Below are 20,781 nucleotides of genomic sequence, written 5' to 3' on the forward strand. Positions count from 1 at the left end.
GCGACTCCCCCTCGCGGGCGGGACCGGCCCACCGTCGGACGAGCATCTCCGGATGCCGCGCGGCCTCCCCTTCCCGGCCGATCCGCTCTACATGCGGGGCGACATGGCTCCTCCTCCGCTGCTCCTCCTGACCGACATCCGGCTGAACTTCGGCACCACCCCCCTGCTGGCGGGCGCCTCCCTCGGCGTCGGCGCCGGCGAAAGGCTGACCCTGGTCGGGCGCAACGGCTCGGGGAAATCCACGCTGCTGAAGATCGCGGCGGGACTGGCCGAGCCGGACGGCGGCACCCGCTTCGTGCAGCCCGGCGCCACCGTGCGCTACCTGCCGCAGGAACCCGACCTTTCCGGCTTCCCCACCACCCTGGCCTATGTGGAATCCGGCCTCGGCCCGGGGGACGACCCCTACCGCGCCCGCTACCTGCTGGAACAGCTCGGCCTTTCGGGCGAGGAAACCCCCGCCGTCCTGTCCGGCGGCGAGGCCCGCCGTGCCGCCCTCGCCCGCGTCCTGGCGCCGCAGCCGGACATCCTGCTGCTGGACGAGCCGACCAACCACCTCGACCTGCCCGCCATCGAATGGCTGGAGGGCGAGCTGCGCTCCCTGCGCTCGGCCCTCGTCCTGATCTCGCACGACCGCCGCTTCCTGGAGAACCTGTCCCGCGCCATGGTCTGGCTGGACCGCGGCGTGACCCGGCGGCTGGACCAGGGCTTCGCCCATTTCGAGGCCTGGCGCGACCAGGTGCTGGAGGACGAGGAGCGCGAGGCGCACAAGCTGACCCGCAAGATCGCGCGGGAGGAGGACTGGCTCCGCTACGGCGTCACCGCCCGGCGCAAGCGCAATGTCCGCCGCCTCGGCGAGCTGCACGACCTCCGCAAGAGACGGCGCGAGCGGGTGGGTGCCCTGGGCAAGGTCAGCATGGCCGCCGCCGAGGCAGGCGGATCGGGCTCCCTGGTCGTCTCGGCGGAGGAGATCAGCAAGACCTATGACGGCCGCACCGTGGTCGCCCCCTTCTCCACCCGCGTCCTGCGCGGCGACCGGGTGGGCATCGTCGGCCCCAACGGCGCCGGCAAGACCACGCTGCTCAACATGCTCACCGGCAACCTGCCCCCGGACAGCGGCGAGATCCGCCTCGGCACCGGGCTGGAGATGGTGAGCCTGGACCAGCGCCGCGCCAGCCTCGACCCCGCCATGACGCTGCAGAAGGCGCTGACCGGCGACGACAGCGACCTCGTCCATGTCGGCGGCACGGCCCGGCACGTCATCGGCTACATGAAGGACTTCCTTTTCCCACCGGAACAGGCCCGCACCCCCCTGGGCGTGCTCTCGGGCGGGGAGCGCGGCCGCGTCATGCTGGCCCGCGCCATGGCCCGCCCGAGCAACCTGCTGGTACTGGACGAGCCGACCAACGACCTGGACCTGGAAACCCTGGACCTGCTCCAGGAGCTGATCGCCGACTACGCCGGCACCGTCCTGCTGGTCAGCCACGACCGCGACTTCCTCGACCGCTGCACCACCTCGGTCATCGCCTATGAAGGCGCGGGCCGCTGGCAGGAATATGCCGGCGGCTATTCCGACATGGTGGCCCAACGCGGCCACGGCGTGCAGGCGCGCGCGTCCGCTTCCACCCTCGCCCCGGCGCGCTCCACGCCCGCCCCGCTTCCCCAGGCCGGGGAAGCCCCGGCCGGGCCGCGCCGGCTGAACATGCGGGAACGCGAGGCGCTGAAGACCCTGCCCGCCCGCATGGACAAGCTCCATGCCGAGATCCGCAAGCTCGGCGAGATCCTGGCCGATCCCGGCCTCTACGCCCGCGACAAGCCGCGCTTCGACAAGGCCAGCGCCATGCTGGCGGAGCGGCAGGCGGAACTCGCGAAGGCCGAGGAGGAATGGCTGGAGCTGGAAATGCTGCGCGAGGCCGCCGAGGGCAACTGACACGGGACGACGCGCTTCGGCGTCAGGGAGGACCGGAGAAAACGGGCCCAGGGCACGCGCGTCCTGACGGAGTGGGAGCATCGGGGACGAGGTAGCACCTTGCCCCCGGGCCAACGCCCCCGACCACCCCGGAAGCGGCCGCAGAAGGCTGCGGAAGCGGGATCAGGCCCGCAGCGGCCCCGCGCTATGGGTCGCCAGCACCGCCTCCGTCATGGCGTCCACCTCCACCAGCTTCACCTCATAGCCCCAGAGGCTGGCGAGATAGCGCAGCGTGTTCTCTGCATCCTTGGCCTGCAACAGGCGCCCCGGCGTGGTGCGGTGCTGCAGCATCAGCCGCCGGTCGCCCGCCAGGTCCACATCCACCACCTGCACGTCCGCGGTATTGACGCCGGGGTCATAGACGCGGGCCAGGGAACGGCGGATCTCGCGATAGCCGTCCTCGTCATGGATGGCGTCCACCAGCAGATAGGGCTCCCGCGTGTCGTCATGCAGGCGGAACATGTGGAACTTCCGCATCACCGCCGGGGACAGGAACTGCTGGATGAAGCTCTCGTCGCGATAATTCGCCCAGGCGTCGCGCAGCGTGCCCATCGGATCGCCGTTGCCGGCGAAATCGGGGAACCACCGCCGGTCCTCGGCGGTCGGCTCGCGGCAGATGCGCTCGATATCCGACATCATCGCATAGCCCAGCGCATAGGGGTTGAAGTCCCCCCCCGCCGGGTGGTCGAAGCCGGGCTGGGTGATGACGTTGCTGGTCGAATGCAGCACCTCCAGGAAGGCGGCGTCGTCGATCAGCTCCTTCTCGTGCAGCCGGGTCATGATCCGCTGGTGCACCCAGGTGGCGCAGCCCTCGTTCATCACCTTGCCCTGGGGCTGCGGGTAGAAATACTGCGCGATCAGCCGGACGATGCGGATGATCTCCCGCTCCCAGCTCTGCAACCGCGGCGAGGTCTTTTCCAGGAAGTAGAGCAGGTTCTCCTCGGGCAGGCCGAGCCTGCGCCGTCGCTCCGCCACCGGGTCCGTCCCCGGGGCGGGCTTGGTGGTGGGCACCGTCCGCCAGAGGTCGTTATAGACCTTCTCGTCATACTCCCGCCGCTCGCGCTGCCGCCGCTCCTCGGTCTGCAGGTTGAGCTGCCGGGTTCCAGCATGGCGGTGTACCCCGTGATGCGACAGCGCATGGGCGGCATCGAGCACGCGCTCCACCGCCGCCGCCCCGAAGCGGTCCTCGCAGCGCGCCACGTAGGACCGGGCGAACTCCAGGTAGTCCAGGATCGAGGAGGCCTCGGTCCATTGCCGGAACAGGTAGTTGTTGCGGAAGAAATGGTTGTGGCCGAAGGCGGCATGGGCGATCACCAGCGCCTGCATGGTCGCGGTGTTCCCCTCCATCAGATAGGAGATGCAGGGATTGGAGTTGATCACCACCTCGTAGGCGAGGCTGGTATAGCCCTTCCGGTAGCTGACCTCGTGCTGCAGGAACCGCTTGCCGTAGGACCAGTGCCGGTAGGTCAGCGGCATCCCGTGCGAGGTGTAGATGTCGAGCATCTGCTCGGGCGTGATGATCTCGATCCGGTTGGGATAGACCTCCAGCCCCAGCTCCTTCTCGGCGATCTCCTCGATCGCGTCATAGGACCGCCGCAACGTCGGGAAATCCCAGTCCGTGCCCGTGTAGAGAAGTCCAGCCCCCATCGTCCTACCCTCCCGAGGCCCAGCCGGCTGGCGCCGTGCGCTTGCCGAACAGGTCTCGGAAGACCGGGAAGATGTCCTTCCGCTCCCCGACCCGCCGCAAGGCGAGGTTCTCGGCCCGTCCGGCCACCGGCGCATAGCCGCGCCACAGGTCGCTTTCGCCCCGGATCACGGCCCCGGACACGCCGACCTCGATATAGGCGAAGTACTGCACGATCGGCAGGATGTCCTTCTCCAACAGGGAGACGGTCTTGGGCGTGTCGCCGCTGTAGTTGTCGCCATCCGAGGCCTGGGCGGCATAGATGTTCCAGGAATCCGCCGGATAGCGTTCCTTCTGAATGCGGAGCAGCTCCTCCAGCGCCGAGGACACCACCGTGCCGCCGGTGCGCGGATCGGTGAAGAAGGTCTTCTCGTCCACCTCCTCCGCCGCCTCGGTATGACGGATGAAGACGAGGTCCACCCGCTTGTAGCGCCGTTCCAGGAAGACGTGCAGCAACAGGAAGAACCGCTTGGCCAAGTCCTTCATGCTTTCGGTCATGGAGCCGGAAACGTCCATCAGGCAGAACATCACCGCTCGCGCGGTCGGCCGCGGCGTTGGGGTGAAGCGGTGGTAGCGCAGGTCCACCGGGTCCACCCAGGCGATCCGCCCCAGCCGCCGCAGCGCCGTTGCCAGCTCCTCGCGCAGCACCGGCAGCCGCTCCGGCGCTTCGCCGCTTTCCTCCAGCCCGGCGATCTCGGCCTCCAGCGCCCGGATCTCGTCCGTCTTGGGGCGCCGCAGCCCGATCCGCCGCGCCATGGACTGGCGCATGGTGCGCGCCATGTCGAGCTGCGACGGTGCCCCATCCGTGCTGATCCCGGCGCGGGAGGGGGACACGTTCTCCACGTCCATGACCTGGGCCTTCACCAGGTCCGGCAGCTCCAGGTCCTCGAAGAACAGGTCCAGGAATTCGTCCCGGGTCAGCACGAAGCGGAAGTTGTCCTCCGACTGTCCCTGGGCATTGCCCGCGCCCTGCCCCCCGCCACCATCGCCGCCACCTCCGGAGGGTGGCCGCTTGATGCGGTCGCCGACCGAGAACTCCTTGTTGCCGCCCAGCACGATGTCGCGCTGGCCGCTGGTGAAGACGGTGTGGAAGAAGGGCTCGTGCAGGCTGTCGGCGGGGATGGTGACCGCTTCCCCGCTCTTGCCGACCTCGCGCAGTGTCCCGCTGTCCACAGCCTCCCGCACTGCCCGCGTCACGGCGGACCGCGCGCGGGCCAGCACGCGCCGGCGGTTCTCCAGGTTCTTCCCGTGCGGATTCGGACGTCGGTCGATAATGTCCAAGCGGTGTGCCTCGCTCCCCGGAACCTTCAGGCCGACTGCTTCACGCGCATGTACCACTCGACCAGCCGGCGGACCTGCCGCTCGGTATAGCCGCGCGAGACCATGCGCTCGACGAAGTCGTTGTGCTTCTTCTCCGTATCGCCATCCTTCTTCGAGCCGAAGCTGATGACGGGGAGCAGGTCCTCGACCTGGCTGAACATCCGCTTCTCGATCACGTCGCGGATTTTCTCGTAGGAGGTCCAGGACGGGTTGCGCCCGCCATTGTTGGCCCGAGTCCTCAACGCGAACTTGACCACCTCGTTGCGGAAATCCTTCGGGTTCGCGATGCCCGCCGGCTTCTCGATCTTGGTCAGCTCCCCGTTCAGCAGCTCGCGGTTCAGCATCTGCCCGGTATCGGGATCCTTGAAGTCCTGGTCCTCGATCCAGGCATCCGCATAGTCGAGGTAGCGGTCGAACAGGTTCTGGCCATAGTCGTGGTAGCTCTCCAGGTAGGCCTTCTGGATCTCGTTGCCGATGAACTCGGCATAGCGGGAGGCGAGCTCCGACTTGATGCTGGTCAGGTAGTTCTGCTCGACCTCGGCGGGGAACTGCTCCCGCCTCACGGTGTTCTCCAGCACGTACATCAGGTGCACCGGGTCGGCCGCGACCTCGGTCGGGTCGTGGTTGAAGGTGGCCGAGAGCACCTTGTAGGCGAAGCGGGTGGAGATGCCCTCCATCCCCTCGTCCACCCCGGCGGAGTCCTTGTACTCCTGCATGGTCTTTACCTTGGGGTCGGTCTCGCGGAGGTTTTCCCCGTCATAGACCCGCATCTTGGTGAAGGGCCGCGAATTGGCATGCGGCTTCAGCCGCGACAGCACGGCGAAGCGGGCCAGCATCTCCAGCGTGTGCGGGGCGCAGGGCGCCTCGGCCAGGGCGGAGGAGGAGATCAGCTTCTCGTAGATCTTCGTCTCCTCGGTGACCCGCAGGCAGTAGGGCACCTTCACCACGTTCACGCGGTCGAGGAAGGCCTCGTTCGTTCGGTTGTTGCGGAAGCTCTGCCACTCCGCCTCGTTGGAATGGGCCAGGATGATCCCGTTGAAGGGGATGGCGCCGATATTCTCCGTGCCGAGGTAGTTGCTCTCCTGCGTCGCCGTCAGCAGCGGGTGCAGCATCTTGATCGGAGCCTTGAACATCTCGACGAATTCGAGGAGCCCCTGGTTGGCGCGGTTCAGCCCGCCCGAGAAGCCATAGGCGTCCGGGTCGTTCTGCGAGAACATTTCCAGCTTGCGGATATCGACCTTGCCGACCAGGGCGGAGATGTCCTGGTTGTTGTCGTCGCCCGGTTCGGTCTTGGCGACGGCGATCTGCTTCAGGCGCGAGGGATGCAGCTTCACCACCCGGAACTTCTGCAGGTCGCCGCCGAACTCCTCCAGCCGCTTCAGCGCCCAGGGACTGGCCAGGCCGTTGAGGTAGCGGCGCGGGATGTTGAACTGCTTCTCCAGCACCGGTGCCATCCGCTCCGGCTCGAACAGGCCGAGCGGGCTCTCGAAGACCGGGCTGAGGTCGCGTCCGGCCTTGAGCACGTAGATGGGCTCCTGCTCCATCAGCGCCTTCAGCCGCTCGCCCAGCGAGGACTTGCCGCCGCCGACCGGGCCCAGCAGGTAGAGGATCTGCTTGCGCTCCTCCAGCCCCTGCGCGGCATGGCGGAAGAAGGCGACGATGCGCTCGATCGTCTCCTCCATGCCGTAGAACTCGGCGAAGGCCGGATAGACCCGGATGGTGCGGTTCAGGAAGATGCGGCCGAGCCGTGCATCCTTGGCCGTGTCGATCGTCTCGGGCTCGCCGATCGCCTTCAGCATGCGCTCCGCCGGGGAGGCATAGCAGAGCGGGTCGTCGCGGCAGGCTTCGAGGTATTCGGACAGGCTCATCTCGGCCTCGCGGCGCTGCTCGCGCAGCGAGGAGTGCAGGGAGAAGATGTCATCGAGCGGAGCCATGGAACCCTCCGGAAAAGAGATGTTGGCGACGGGCGGTGCTCTGGTCAGTCCTTGCGAAACGAAACAGCGGTCTGAATTCCGCGCCGCGCGCCGATGCCATAGGAAAATTCTGGGCACGGCTCGGGCAACGGCAAGAGAGCGATACACAACGGTTTCAAAGAAACGCGCCCTCTGGACCAGGGCGGACACACGGGATCAACTTCGGTTGCCCCGGCCCGTGGCAGGACGTTACAATCCCGCGGGCTTCACCTTGCTTGGATATGGAAGCGTAGGGCAGCGGTGCCAATAGCTTCAACTCCATTCCTCATCGATTGTGGGAAGAGAGTTGCACTGTGGTTTTCCCATCCTGCTGCATTGCCGCGACAGCATGGCATGCCGGTGCCGGATTCGCTTCTTTTTTTGGATACCCCAGCGAAAACCCGGTGACATTCGGACCGTCCTCCCCACCCCGACGGCCACCCATGCAAATCGCTTGCCGCCGCGCCGCGCCGGCCGGCGGAAGGGTCCCGGGCGCGTCCGGACAGATCCCCACGCCCTCCTCCGCGCCCTCGCGCATCCCCGGGGGGGCTCTTGATGGACGGCGCGATCGGGCCTCTTGATCGGGGCCGCATTCTGATCCGGAGGCTCCCGATGACCCAGACGTCCCTTCCGCTCGAACAGCGCATCGACCGGCTCGCCGAGGTCGCCGTCCGCGTGGGCCTCGGCCTGCGGGAAGGGCAGGAGCTGGTGATGACCGCGCCGCTTGATGCCCTGCCGCTGGTGCGGCGCATCACCGAACATGCCTACAAGGCAGGCGCCTCGCTCGTCACCACGCTGCTGAGCGACGAGGAAATGACCCTCGCCCGCTTCCGCCACGCTCCCGACAGCGCCTTCGACACCGCGCCCGGCTGGCTCTTCGAGGGCATGGGCCGGGCCTTCGCCGGCAATGCCGCCCGCCTTGCCATCACCGGTGAGGACCCGAACCTGCTTTCCGCCCAGGACCCGGAAAAGGTCTCCCGCGCCAACCGCGCCCGCTCGAAGGCCTATCTGCCGGCGCTGGAGCGGATCGTGAACTTCGACATCAACTGGACCATCGCCTCCTACGCCACCCCCTCCTGGGCACGGGCCATGTTCCCGGAGGAGGCGCCCGAGGCCGGGGTGGCGAGGCTCTGGGACGCGATCTTCGCCGCCTCCCGCGTCGATGCCGCCGACCCGGTCGCCGCCTGGGCCGCCCACAACGCCAGCCTCCACGCCCGCACCCGCCTGCTGAACGGCAAGCGCTACAGCGCGCTCCGCTTCCGCGGCCCTGGCACCGACCTGACCGTCGGCCTGGCGGACGGCCATGCCTGGCTGGGCGGGGCCGAGGTCGCCAAGAACGGCATCACCTGCAACCCGAACATCCCCTCCGAGGAGGTCTTCACCACCCCCCACGCGGCGCGGGTGGAAGGACATGTCCGCTCCACCAAGCCGCTCTCCTATGGCGGCACGCTGATCCGCGACATCGCCGTGCGCTTCGAGGGCGGCCGGATCGTGGAGGCCCAGGCCAGCACCGGGCTGGAGGTGCTGCGGAAGGTGCTCGACACCGACGAAGGCGCCCGCCGCCTGGGCGAGGTCGCGCTGGTGCCGCACTCTTCCCCCATCTCCGCCAGCGGGCTGCTTTTCTTCAACACCCTCTTCGACGAGAACGCCGCCTGCCACATCGCTCTCGGCCAGGCCTACAAGACCTGCTTCGAGAACAGCGCCGGCCTGACCGACGAGGCCTTCCAGGCCCAGGGCGGCAACAAGAGCCTGATCCATATCGACTGGATGATCGGCTCCGGCGAGGTGGACGTGGACGGCATCACCGCCTCCGGCGAGGCCGAGCCGGTGATGCGCCAGGGCGAGTGGGCCTGACCGGGTGGGCCTCCTGACCGGGAAGGGCTGAGGCGGGACCGGCCCCGCCCGTCCCCGGGGGGCACCTCCTGGGGGTCACCTCCTGGAGGTCACCTCCTGGGGGCCACGGCGCCGGGCCGGGGCATCGCCGGCCTACCGTCAGCGCCGCGCTGGCACGCGGCCCCGGCTCTCCCCATCTTGCCCTCGGGCGGTCTAGAAACCCCGCCGAACCGCATAACGCACTGACAGGAAAGCTGCCGATGGACCAGCCCGTCCTTTCCCGGCCGTCTGGTCCGGAAACCCATGCCGCCACCGGGGCCGCCGAAACCGCCGTGGCGCGCGAGGCCGCGCGGCGCCGCGCCTTCGCCATCATCGCCCACCCCGACGCCGGCAAGACCACCCTGACGGAGAAGCTGCTGCTGCGCGGCGGCGCCATCCAGCTCGCCGGCCAGGTCCGTGCCAAGGGCGACCGCCGCCGCACCCGCTCGGACTGGATGAAGATCGAGCAGGACCGCGGCATCTCGGTGGCCACCTCGGTCATGACCTTCGAGCGCGACGGGGTGGTGTTCAACCTGCTCGACACGCCGGGCCACGAGGACTTCTCCGAGGACACCTACCGCACCCTCACCGCCGTGGACGCCGCGGTGATGGTGATCGACGCCGCCAAGGGCATCGAGGCCCAGACCCGCAAGCTCTTCGAGGTCTGCCGCCTGCGCGACATCCCGATCATCACCTTCATCAACAAGATGGACCGGGAGTCGAAGGACATCTTCGAGCTGCTGGACGAGATCGAGAAGACGCTGGCCCTCGACGTCGCCCCGGTCGCCTGGCCGGTGGGCGCCGGCCGCTCCTTTGTCGGCACCTACGACCTGCTCGACCCCGCCCTGCACCTGATGGCGGAGGGCTCCGGCCCGGTGAGGCTTTCCGGCCTCGGCGACCCGAAGCTGGACACGCTGGTCAAGCCCGACCTGGCCCGGGAGCTCCGCGACGGCGCCGAGCTGGCCGGCGCCTATCCGGATTTCGACCCGGCGCGCTTCCTGGAGGGTACGATGACGCCGGTCTATTTCGGCTCTGCCCTGCGCGACTTCGGTATCGGCCACCTGCTGGAGGGCCTGGCCCGCTTCGCCCCCCCGCCCCGCGACCGCGCCGCCGACAGCCGCACCGTCACGGCCTCCGAGCCCGAGCTGACCGGCTTCGTCTTCAAGATCCAGGCGAACATGGACCCCAACCACCGGGACCGCGTCGCCTTCCTGCGCATCTGCTCCGGCCGGCTGCAGAAGGGCATGCGCCTGCGCCAGACCCGCACGGGCAAGCAGGTCCCCGTCAACGCCCCTCTCTTCTTCTTCGCCCAGGACCGCCAGGTGGCCGAGGAGGCCTGGCCCGGCGACGTGGTCGGCATCGCCAACCACGGCATCCTTCGAATCGGCGACACGCTGACCGAGAAGGAGGCGCTGAACTTCTCCGGCGTGCCGAGCTTCGCCCCCGAGATCCTGCGCCGGGTGATGATCGAGGATGCCATGGTGGGCAAGAAGCTCCGCACCGCGCTGGAACAGCTGGCAGAGGAAGGCGTGGTGCAGCTCTTCCGCCCGCTGGACGGAACGCCGCCGGTGGTGGGCGTGGTCGGCGCCCTCCAGCTCGACGTGCTGGCCGAGCGCCTGAAGGCCGAGTACGGCGTCCCCAGCCGCTACGAGAACACGCCCTGGAGCCTGATGCGCTGGGTCGCCTCGGAGGACGCGGCGGCGCTGGAACGCTTCCGCCGCGCCATCCCCCATGACGTGGCCGAGGACCACGACGGCGCGCTGGTGGCCTTCTTCAGCAGCGACTGGCGCCGCAACAGGGCGGCGGAGGACTTCCCGGAACTGCGCTTCCTGGAGGTCCGCGAGCAGCACAGCCTCATGACGAAGGCAGGGTGAATCGCCTGGGACGCGAGTAAATACTAATTTACTCGCGCTTCACGTTTGTTAATTATTAGGAATTATATCCCATATACGGCTTTTCGCGACCGCAGAATGTTGCGATCAGTAGCAGAGTTGTGATGAAGTTCTTGTTCACATTCCCCGGCTGTGCCACCCGATCAGCATCATTGTCGAGGAGTTGATCTGTGAGCACTCGTCCCATCGGTTCAACGGAAAGCTTTCTCGATTCGATCGGTGTCAATACCCATATCAATGACACCAGTGGTGGGTACGGGAATATCAGCAAGGTTATTTCCAATCTCGACTATATCGGCGTCACGCATGTCCGTGATGGTCTTACCGGTTCTTTGTCCACCGAGCTTTTCGAGGTCCTTGCCAACAACGATATTACCTTCTCTCTGCTGACCAGTGGCAACAACGGTGCCAGCCTCAGCAGCCAGATCTCGGCCATCGCGAAGCTGGAAAGCCTTTACAACGCGATCGACTACGTCGAAGGTCCTAACGAGACGGACTACTTCCCTATCAGCTATAACGGTCTGACCGGCTTCGCCGCGACCCGGGCCTTCCAGTCGGCCCTCTACTCGGCGGTGCACGGCAACAGCGCCCTGAGCGGCACGCCGGTCATCCAGACCAGCCTGGGCGACGGCAATTCCTACAGCCAGCTCGGCAACCTCTCCTCCTCCGCCGACTACTCCAACATCCACAGCTACTATTTCGGCTGGGGCTTCACCCGGAGCGTGGCCGACCAGGTGCCGGAACGGATCGCCGAGGCGCAGACCATTTCCCCCGGCAAGGACACCGTCGCCACTGAGGGCGGCTGGTCCACCGCCACCTATTCCAGCGACGGCTACGGCGTGAACGAGCGGACCCAGGCGGTCCTGACCCTCAACATGCTGCTGGACCAGTACAAGGACGGGGTCGACCGCACCTACATCTACGAGCTGGTGAACTCCGGCACCTATTCCTCCACCAACCTGCAGACCGGCTTCGGCCTGTTCAACGCCGACGGCACGCCCAAGCAGGCCGCCACGGCCCTGCACAACCTGAACAGCATCCTGTCCGACCCGGCGGCGGGCACGAAGGGCGTCTCACTGACCAATCTCGGCTACACCCTCCAGGGCATGCCGACCGAGGGCCAGGACATGCTGCTGCAGAAGAGCTCGGGCAACTATGACCTGGTGCTGTGGAACGAGCCGACCATCTGGAACACGACCACCCACAGCGCCTATTCCATCGCCAGCCAGACGGTCACCATCAACTTCGACAACGCCCAGTCCGGCACGATCTACGACCCGCTCCTGGGCAGCACGGCGATCGCCAGCTTCTCCAACACCAAGAGCGTCCAGGTCGCGCTGTCCGACCACCCGCTGGTGGTCGAGGTCGGCACCGCCGCGACCGCCACGGTGGCCACGGACACCGCCACCACCGGGACGAACAAGATCGTCCTGCATGTCTCCGAGGACGCCTACCAGGGCGATGCGCAGTTCGTCGTCCGCGTGGACGACAAGGTGGTGAGCGACGTGCTGACCGCCACGGCCTCGCACGCCGCCGGGAAGACGCAGGACATCACCGTCAGCGGCGATTTCGGCAGCGGCACGCACAAGGTCTCGGTCACCTACCTGAACGACCTCAACGGCGGCTCCGCCGGCGACCGGAACCTCTACGTGGAGGGGATCACGGTGGACGGCACGCTGTATTCCAGCGCCAAGGCCAACATGACCTATAACTACACGGCCGACTTCAACCTCAACTTCAAAGCCTCCAGCAGCGCCTCGTCGGGCAGCAGCACCTCCAGCTCGACGGCCGGCACCACCACCAGCAACGTCAGCACGCCCAACGCCAGCAGCACCGACAGCATCACGCTGCGGGTGTCGGAGGATGCCTACAAGGGCGATGCCCAGATGGTGGTGAAGGTGGACGGAAAGCAGCTGGGCGACTCGGCCTATACCGTGACCGCCTCGCATGCCGCCGGGAAGACCCAGGACATCACCCTCCACGGCGACTTCACCACCGGCACCCACAAGGTCGAGGTGGCCTTCATCAACGACTTCAACGAAGGCAGCGCCAGCGCCGACCGCAACCTGTACCTCCAGGGCATCGACGTGAACGGCACCTTCCACGCCGAGGCGGCCGCCAGCCTCACCTGGAATCACTCGGTCAGCTACGACCTCGCCTTCGCCTGAGGCGGAATGGGGCGGGCCGGGATCATCCCGGCCCCCTCCGCGGGATGGGCGGTGAGCGAAGCATCGTCGCCCTTCTCCTTCCGCCGGATCCGGCCGCCGCCGTAATGGCGGGCATAGCACTTCACGCATTCCGCGCCGAACAGGAAGATCAGCGTGGAATAATAGATCCAGAGCAGCATCACGAAGAGCGTCCCCGCCGCACCATAGGTGGAGGCGATGCTCGCCTGGCTCAGATACAGGCTGATCCCGAAGCGGCCGAACAACAGCAGCACGGCGGTCACCACCGCCCCGACCATCACCTCGCGCCAACTCAGCCAGCGGTTCGGCAGGACCCGGTAAAGCACCCCGATGGCCAAGCTCAGCAGCAGAAAGGACACGCCGGTGTTCAGCAGCTGCAGCACGACCTGCGTCCAGGGCAGCAGGTTCAGATAGACCTGCAGCGCCGCCATCACGGTATTGGCCAGAAGCAACACGATCAGCAGGAAGCCCACGCTGATCACCAGCCCGACGCCGAGCAGACGCGTGCGGATCAGTGCCCAGACCGTGGAACGGGGCGGCGGCACGTCCAGGATGGCGTTCAGGGAAGCCTCGACGGCGCTGAACAGCCCGCTGGCGGTGACCAGGATGCCGACGAGGCTGATCAGCGTGGCGGTCAGGCCGGAACCGAAATGGCTGGCGCTGCGCAGCAGGGACAGCACGAACTCCGTCGCCTGTGGCCCCACGATCTCGTTCAGCTGAGTCTCGACAGCCTTCTGCGCCGCCTCGGCACCGAAGACATAGCCCGCGATCGCCACCGCGATCACCAGGATCGGCGCCACCGAGAAGATCGCGTAGTAGGCGATGGCGGCGCCCCGCGTCATCGCGTCATCCTCAAAGAAGAGGAGGACGCTCTCCTTCACCACTCGCCATACACGCCGCAATCCGCCGGTTCCTTGAACTGTCAGGAGCCGCCACTCTTGGCGGCAAAGCCCATGGCATGAAAGTCACATCAGCGTCGGGGCCTGTGGCAGTTCCGCCATGGTCAACGGCAGGGCGCAGCGCGGGAACCGGCTGGCCCCAGCCGGCCAGCCACGTCGTGTCGCCGGTCCTGGGGCCGCATCCGGCAGCGGCCCCGGCGCCGGTTCCCAGGGCGACGGGGCAGGCTACTCAGGCGTCCTCGGCTTCCCAGAAATCCTCCGCCAGCTCCGCCTTGAAGGAGGCGCGGGCCTTGCCGCCGTCCACGTCCTCGATCAGGCCGAGCGGCAGATAGTGGTGCTTGCCGGCCGCGCCACGGTCGGACTTGGTCAGCTTGATGCGGTCGCCGATGACGTGATCGACCGTGCCGATATGGCCGCCATCCGCACCGATGATCTCCATGTGCTCCTTGATCGCGCTCGCATCCGCCATGGCCTGTGCTCCTCTTGCTGACAAAGGCACCGGCTTAACGCGCATCCGCGTCCCGGGATGCGGTGGCCCGTCGCGACCGGCCGGCGATCCAGAACCCCATCTGGCCGATGGCGCAGCCTCCCACCAGCACCAGCCCCGCGCCCACCGCCGGATCGCCGCCGATGGCAACCAGCGCGGAGCACAGGGCGCCCCAGCCCATCTGCGCGCAGCCATAGAGCCCGGCCGCCGAGCCGATCACGGCCGGGTTCACGCTGATCGCCCGGGTCAACGCCATGGGGCTCGCCATGCCGCTGCCGAAGGTGAAGAGCACCAGCGGCGGCATGATCAGCGCGACACTCATATGCCCCGACAGCACCACGCCCAGGAAAAGGCAGGCGCCGAGCAGCCCCGCCAGGCTGGCGCCGATCATCACCCGGTCGATCCCAGAGCGCCGCACCAGCCGGCTGGCGACCAGGCTGCCGGCGGAAAGGCCCAGCACCATGACGGCGAGATAGAGCCCCACCTCCTGCACCGGCCGGTGCAGCTCGTTGACGAAGATGAAGGGCGAGGCCGAGATGAAGCCGTACATGCTGGTGGTGGTGCAGGCCCCGCCCAGGGTGAAGCCCAGGAAGGCTGGCGAGCGCAGCAGCCGCAGGTAGTCCCGCATCACATGGCCCGCGCGGATGCCGGTCCGCATCTGCCCCGTCTCCGGCAGGCGCCGCCAGCACAGCAGCAGCAGCCCCAGCCCGACGGCGGCCAGCAGCCCGAAGATCGCCCGCCAGTCGAACAGCGCCACCAGCGCCCCGCCCAGGGCGGGCGCCAGGCCCGGCCCGGCCGAGACCATCAGGTTCAGCAGCGCCAGCCGCGACGCGGCGGCCTGCGGCTCCGCCGAGTCCCGCACCATGGCCCGCCCCAGGGCGAGCCCGGCGCAGCCGCCCAGCGCCTGGAAGAAGCGCGCCACCGACAGGCTGCCGATTCCCGGGGCGAAGAGCGCCACGAAGCCCGCGAAGGTATAGAGCATCAGCCCCGAGATCAGCACCGGCCGCCGCCCGAACCGGTCGGCGAGGGGGCCGTAGAAGAGCTGCCCGCAGGCCAGGCCGATCAGGTAGAAGGTGATCGCCCCCTGCATGGCCCCGGCGCCGACCCCGAGGCTGCGGGCCGCGCTCGGCAGGGCCGGCACGAAGATATGCATGGCCAGCGTGCCGGAAAACGTCACCAGGGCCAGCAGCCAGAGCGGGGGATGCGGTCTCGGGATCGCCTCGCCCGGCTCCAGCGGCACGGCGGAGGGCGACGCGGGGCGGTTCTCCGTCCCCTTCGTCAAGGATGCCATGCCCCGGAGCATGTCCCCGCCACCCGCCCCTGTCACCCCGGCCGGGCCGCCCTTTCCCGTGCCCGCGTCCGCGTCCTGCCGCATCCGGCGCCACCCCCTGCCCGGCCCCGGCGCGTCGGATGCGGCAGGACGGCGCCAATGTCCCGGAAAAAGCAGCCTTGTGGAGGACTCCGCCCCTGCCTATGGTGGCTTGCCCCGGCGGCAAGTCGCCGGTGGGGGGACGATGCGCCTCGGCTGGCCTGGATGATGGACCGGCCCTGACGCGACGACCCGTGCGCCCGGACTGGCGCCGGTGGCTGGCCGATCGCGCCCGCCATGACAGGCGGCCGTTCCTCCGGGAAGGTGCGGGTCCCGGTTCCCCGGCCGGTGCGTCCCGCGGCGCGCATGGGCGCTCTTTGCCAGGCAACCCTGGAACCTGCCAGCCCTCCGCGCGCCTGCCGCCGGCCCGCTTGCGCCGCGATTCCGCGATGCGCGCGGGGCCTGCGCGCGGTGCGCCCAACCATCGGGCCGGCCCTTTCCCGGGCCGCGCCCTGCGAGAGTGAGGACGGGACCGGCATGGCCGCGACGACGCGCCTATCGCGAATCGCCACGACGCCCTGCGCCGGCTTCCGCTCCGCATCCCACAACCGAGCCGACGCCGCCGCCCCGAGAGGCAGGCGGCTGTCGCGGAGCACACGCTTCCATGACCAAGCGCATGCTGATCGACGCCTCCCACCCGGAAGAGACCCGGCTGGTGGTGATGGATGGCAACCGGATCGAGGACTTCGACGTCGAGGCGGCTGACCGCCTCCCCCTCAAGGGCAACATCTACCTGGCGAAGGTGGTCCGCGTGGAGCCGAGCCTCCAGGCGGCCTTCGTCGAGTATGGCGGCAACCGCCACGGCTTCCTGGCCTTCAGCGAAATCCACCCCGACTACTACCAGATCCCCGTCGCCGACCGGCAGCGCCTGCTGGAGATGCAGGCGCAGGAGGCCGAGGAGGAGGAGGAGGACGAGGCGGAGCTCGACACCGCCGCCGAGCGCCCCGCCCCCGAGGACGACCGTGACCTGCGCCGCCGCGAGGCGCGTGAGCCCCGTGGCTCCCGCTCCGGCCGCTCGCGTTCCGTCAGCCACGCCGCCCCGGAAGAGCCGCCGGTGGACACCGCCCCGCCCGCCGGGGACGCCCCCGCCGCGCCGGAGGCCATGGCATCCGGGACCGCCGCCCCGGCGCCGGGCGGCGAGGCCGCGAACCCCGGCCCGCACCAGGTCTTCGGCGAAGCCATCCCCGAGCTTCCCCCTGGCCCTTCCCTTCAGGCACCGCGCGAGGCGGGCGAGGAAACCGCGCCCCTCCCCATCGCCCGCAGCGAGGCGGCCCCGACGGACGCCGCCCCGGAATCCGCGACCCATGAGCCGGCACGGGCCCCGGACGCGGCCTCCGGGACCGGCACGCCCGGCGAGGCCCAGGAAGGCAACGTCCAGGAAGGCAGCGTCCAGGAAGGCAACGGCGGCACCCCCCGCCCCGGTCGCGCCCAGCCCATGTCCATGCATGTGGACCAGGTCTCCGAGGGCGATCCGGTGCGCGAGGCCGGCGATGCCCTGGTCCTCGACGACACGCCCGAAGTCCCGCCCGAGACCCTGGGCGGCGATGCCGAGGGCAGTGGCGAGGAGGACCGCAGCCGCGAGCGCCGCATCCCGCCCCGCTTCCTGCGGCACTACAAGATCCAGGAGGTGATCCGCCGCCGGCAGATCATGCTGGTGCAGGTCGTGAAGGAGGAGCGCGGCAACAAGGGCGCGGCGCTCACCACCTACATCTCGCTGGCCGGCCGCTTCTCGGTCCTGATGCCGAACTCGCCGCGCGGCGGCGGCGTCTCGCGCAAGATCACCCAGGTCGCCGACCGCAAGCGCCTGCGCGAGGCGGTGGAGGAGATGAGCCTGCCCAAGGGCATGAGCATCATCGTCCGCACCGCCGGCGCCCAGCGGCCGAAGCCCGAGATCCGGCGCGACGGCGAGTACCTGCTCCGCCTCTGGGACGACATCCGCGAGCGGACCATGGGCTCCACCGCCCCGGCCCTGATCTACGAGGAAGCGGACCTCATCAAGCGGTCGCTGCGCGACAGCTACGGCCGCGACATCGACGACGTGGAGGTCGAGGGCGAGGCCGCCTGGAAGCAGGCCCGCGACTTCATGCGCATGATCATGCCGCAGCACGAGCGGCGCGTGCGCCTGTACCGCGACCCGGTGGTGCCGCTCTTCGTCAAGGCGGGGGTGGAACAGCAGCTCGACGCGATGATGTCGCCGGTCGTGCAGCTCCGCTCCGGCGGCTACATCGTCATCAACCAGACCGAGGCGCTGGTCGCCATCGACGTGAACTCCGGCCGCAACACCCGCGACCGGCACATCGAGGACACGGCCCTTCGCACCAACATGGAGGCGTCGGAGGAGATCGCGCGGCAGCTCCGCCTGCGCGACCTCGCCGGCCTCATCGTCATCGACTTCATCGACATGGAGTCGAGCAAGCACGACGCCCAGGTCGAGCGCCGCCTGAAGGAATCGCTGCGCACCGACCGCGCCCGCATCCAGGTCGGCCGCATCAGCCATTTCGGCCTGCTGGAGATGAGCCGCCAGCGGCTGCGCCCCAGCCTGACCGAGCACGCCTTCATGACCTGCCCGCACTGCCAGGGCCGGGGCATCGTGCGCTCGCTGGAAAGCAGCGCGCTGCACGTCCTGCGCGCGATCGAGGAGGAAGGCGCCAAGCGCCGCGCCTCGGAGATCATGGTCCAGGCCGCCGAGCCGGTGGCCATGCACATCCTGAACAACAAGCGCGAATGGCTCGCCAACATCGAGGCGCGCTTCAACATGCACGTCCTGCTGTCGGGCGAGCATGAGATGTCCGAGGCGCAGTTCCGCATCGAGCGCCTGAAGGCCCAGACCATGCCGGCACCGCAGGTGGCGAGCCGTGCCCCCGCCCTGCGCATGGACTACCTGCCCGAGACGGTGGCCGAGGAGCCGGAGGAGGTCGAGGACGAGCCGGAGGCCGAGGCCGCCCCGGCGGGCGACGACAAGGCCGAGCACCGGCCCGAGGGCAATGCGGACGAGAAGGGCGAGAACGGCCGCCGCCGCCGCCGCCGCCGCCGTGGCGGCCGCCGCGAGGGTGGCGAGCGCCCGGAGGCGGAGGCTGCGGGCGAAGGCGACGCCGACCAGGAGCAGCCGGTCCCGTCGGACGAGGCCGGCCCGCCCGATCAGCCCTCCGACCAGTCCCCCCATGGGGCCCCGGCCCTCCCCGCCGAGGCGGAAACCGCTCCGGACGAGGAGAAGCCCGGCGGGAAGTCCCCGGAGGCCCTGGCGGACGAGCGCGGCGAGGAAAGCCGTGGCCGCCGCCGTGGCCGCCGCGGCGGTCGCCGCCGCCAGGAGGAAGGCAGCGAGCAGACGGAAGAATCCTCCGAGGCCGCCCCGCCGCGCCGTGGCGAGCGTGCCGCCAGCCGCTACACCGGGCCGACCCCGGCCGATCCCTTCGGCGGCGCCTATGATCCGGTGATGGATGCCCTGGCCGCCGCCGAGGCTGCCGCCGAGGCCGCCGCCCGCCGCCTGACCGCCGGCGAGCTGCCGCCGCTGGCCGTGTCGATCACCGCCGGGCCGCCGCCGGAGATCCCGGCCGTGCTGAGCGGCGAGGATGCCGCGACGGCGCCCCTGCCCGTGGCGGGCGAGGCCGAAGCCCCAGCCCAGCCCCCCGAAGCCGCCCCCGCCGAGGCATCCGCGCCGGCCGGCGAGCCGGCCGGGGAGGCCACCGAGGAAGCCGTGGTCGTCGCCACCCTGTCGGAAGCGGTCGTGGAAGCCCCCGTCGCGGAAGCCCCCGTCGCGGAAGCCCCCGTCGCGGAAGCGATGCCCCCGGCCAACGAGGCCCCGGCGGCTCCGGATGCCGCGGCACAGGCTGTCGAACCCGCCGGAACGGCGGCGGACGCCACCAGCGCCCCCATTGGCACCCCCATTGGCACCCCCACTGGCGCCGCCGAGCCCGTCGTGGGCGAGCCGGCGAAGCCCGTGGTCCTGGACGGGACCTCGCCGTCCCAGGCGCGCCGCGCGGGATGGTGGCGGCGTTGAGCGAGTCCGCGGCCGCGGCGGCGGAGGAGGATGCTTCCCTCTTCCCGCCGCTGCGGACGGAAAGGCTGCTGCTGCGGCCTCTGCGCCCGACGGATGCGGCCGACCTGCACCGCCTGGTGAACGACTGGGAGGTGGCGCGCATGCTGGCGCGCGTCCCCTTCCCCTACCCGCGCGAATTGGCGGATGACTGGATCGGCTCCACCCGGTCGCAGATCGCGGCCGGGAAGGCCTGGCACCTCGCCATCGTGGAGGAGGCGTCCCAGGGGCGCGAGCAGCTCGTCGGCTGCGTCGCCCTGACCCGCCCCGATGCCGCCGCCCCGCGCAGCGCCGCCCTCGGCTACTGGGTCGGCCGGCGCTACTGGGGGCGCGGCATCGCCAGCGAGGCGGCGGGCCGCCTCGCCCGCTGGGCCCTGGCCAACCTGGACCTCGACAAGCTGCAGGCCAGCGCCCTGGTGGAGAACGAGCGATCCGCCGCCGTGCTGCGGCGGATCGGCTTCGTCGAGGCGGGCACCGGGGAGCAGGAATTCTCCGCCCGCAACGCCCGCCTGCCCGTCCGCCTCTTCCGCGCCGGCCGGGCGGAGCTCTCGACCCCGGCCGATCCCGCCCCCGCCCCGGTCCTGGCGGAACAGCCCGTCCCGGCCGGTGGCTCGCGCCTGCTGCTGGTCTCCGCCTGCGCCCTGATCGACGCCGACGGCCGGGTGCTGCTGGCCCGGCGGCCGGAGGGCAAGGCCCTGGCCGGCCTCTGGGAATTCCCCGGCGGCAAGGTGGACCCCGGCGAAACGCCGGAAGCAGCCCTGATCCGCGAGCTGCGGGAGGAGCTGGGCATCGACGTCGCGGAAACCTGCCTCGCCCCCTTCGCCTTCGCCAGCCACGCCTATGACGGCTTCCACCTGCTGATGCCGCTCTACCTCTGCCGCCGCTGGGAAGGCACGCCGGAATCCCGCGAAGGCCAGGCCCTCGCCTGGGTGCGGCCGCAGAAACTCGCCGACTATCCCATGCCCCCGGCCGACAAGCCCCTGGTCGCCCTCCTCCGCGACTTCCTCTGATCCGGCCGCCGCGCCGTCCCAGGGGGACAAGGCTCCGCCTTTCCCCCGGGCGCAGCCGCGAAGTGAAACGCCTATCCCTCCGGGCGGAACAAGACGCCTCCCCCGCATGAC

12 protein-coding genes are annotated in these 20,781 nt (G+C 69.5%); 6 read left to right on the plus strand and 6 right to left on the minus strand.

What is annotated here, in order from left to right:
- Positions 1–103 precede the first annotated feature (103 nt).
- On the plus strand, positions 104–1,927 hold the full coding sequence (locus CTJ15_RS13790; protein ID WP_075821895.1) for an ABC-F family ATP-binding cassette domain-containing protein: 1,824 nt from the start codon (positions 104–106) through the stop codon (positions 1,925–1,927).
- A 162-nt stretch (positions 1,928–2,089) separates the two neighbouring features.
- Here the strand turns inward: CTJ15_RS13790 and CTJ15_RS13795 are convergent, their stop codons facing one another.
- From CTJ15_RS13795 to CTJ15_RS13805, 3 genes are read right to left on the minus strand one after another with little or no spacing between them, the layout of a single operon-like run.
- Positions 2,090–3,613, minus strand: coding sequence for a SpoVR family protein (locus CTJ15_RS13795; RefSeq protein WP_026033060.1), 1,524 nt, complete (start codon positions 3,611–3,613; stop codon positions 2,090–2,092).
- A 4-nt stretch (positions 3,614–3,617) separates the two neighbouring features.
- On the minus strand, positions 3,618–4,931 hold the full coding sequence (locus tag CTJ15_RS13800; RefSeq protein ID WP_099781629.1) for a YeaH/YhbH family protein: 1,314 nt from the start codon (positions 4,929–4,931) through the stop codon (positions 3,618–3,620).
- Between the two features lie 26 nt (positions 4,932–4,957).
- Entirely contained in the window at positions 4,958–6,904 is a 1,947-nt protein-coding gene (locus tag CTJ15_RS13805) for a PrkA family serine protein kinase (RefSeq protein ID WP_099781630.1), read from the minus strand.
- 630 nt (positions 6,905–7,534) lie between these two features.
- On the opposite strand from CTJ15_RS13805, the gene CTJ15_RS13810 reads away from it, so the two are divergent.
- The 3 genes from CTJ15_RS13810 (at position 7,535) to CTJ15_RS13820 (ending at position 12,854) form a co-directional block, all read left to right on the plus strand.
- Positions 7,535–8,776: an aminopeptidase gene (locus CTJ15_RS13810; RefSeq protein WP_058389403.1), complete on the plus strand. Its 1,242-nt coding sequence runs from the start codon at positions 7,535–7,537 to the stop codon at positions 8,774–8,776.
- Between the two features lie 239 nt (positions 8,777–9,015).
- Complete coding sequence (locus CTJ15_RS13815; RefSeq protein WP_019460340.1) at positions 9,016–10,668, plus strand: peptide chain release factor 3; 1,653 nt, start codon at positions 9,016–9,018, stop codon at positions 10,666–10,668.
- A gap of 350 nt (positions 10,669–11,018) precedes the next feature.
- Positions 11,019–12,854 carry a carbohydrate-binding domain-containing protein gene (locus tag CTJ15_RS13820; protein WP_099781631.1) on the plus strand — a complete coding sequence of 612 codons (1,836 nt, stop codon included), beginning with the start codon at positions 11,019–11,021 and terminating at the stop codon, positions 12,852–12,854.
- Here the strand turns inward: CTJ15_RS13820 and CTJ15_RS13825 are convergent.
- From CTJ15_RS13825 to CTJ15_RS13835, 3 genes are all read right to left on the minus strand, one after another.
- Entirely contained in the window at positions 12,833–13,714 is an 882-nt protein-coding gene (locus CTJ15_RS13825; protein WP_126281886.1) for a YihY/virulence factor BrkB family protein, read from the minus strand. The two genes, CTJ15_RS13820 and CTJ15_RS13825, sit on opposite strands and share 22 nt — an antisense overlap.
- Positions 13,715–14,000: 286 nt before the next feature.
- Positions 14,001–14,240: a DUF2171 domain-containing protein gene (locus CTJ15_RS13830; RefSeq protein WP_019460337.1), complete on the minus strand. Its 240-nt coding sequence runs from the start codon at positions 14,238–14,240 to the stop codon at positions 14,001–14,003.
- Positions 14,241–14,274: 34 nt separating this feature from the next.
- Entirely contained in the window at positions 14,275–15,549 is a 1,275-nt protein-coding gene (locus CTJ15_RS13835) for a multidrug effflux MFS transporter (RefSeq protein WP_226946136.1), read from the minus strand.
- Positions 15,550–16,231: 682 nt separating this feature from the next.
- Here CTJ15_RS13835 and CTJ15_RS13840 point away from each other — a divergent pair.
- Positions 16,232–19,624 carry an Rne/Rng family ribonuclease gene (locus CTJ15_RS13840; RefSeq protein WP_099781632.1) on the plus strand — a complete coding sequence of 1,131 codons (3,393 nt, stop codon included), beginning with the start codon at positions 16,232–16,234 and terminating at the stop codon, positions 19,622–19,624.
- Entirely contained in the window at positions 19,621–20,670 is a 1,050-nt protein-coding gene (locus CTJ15_RS25140) for a bifunctional GNAT family N-acetyltransferase/(deoxy)nucleoside triphosphate pyrophosphohydrolase (RefSeq protein ID WP_276561195.1), read from the plus strand. Before CTJ15_RS13840 ends, CTJ15_RS25140 begins: the two co-directional genes overlap by 4 nt.
- Positions 20,671–20,781: the final 111 nt, after the last annotated feature.

The sequence above is a fragment of the Roseomonas sp. FDAARGOS_362 genome (genome assembly GCF_002754815.1).
Classification (GTDB): domain Bacteria; phylum Pseudomonadota; class Alphaproteobacteria; order Acetobacterales; family Acetobacteraceae; genus Roseomonas; species Roseomonas mucosa.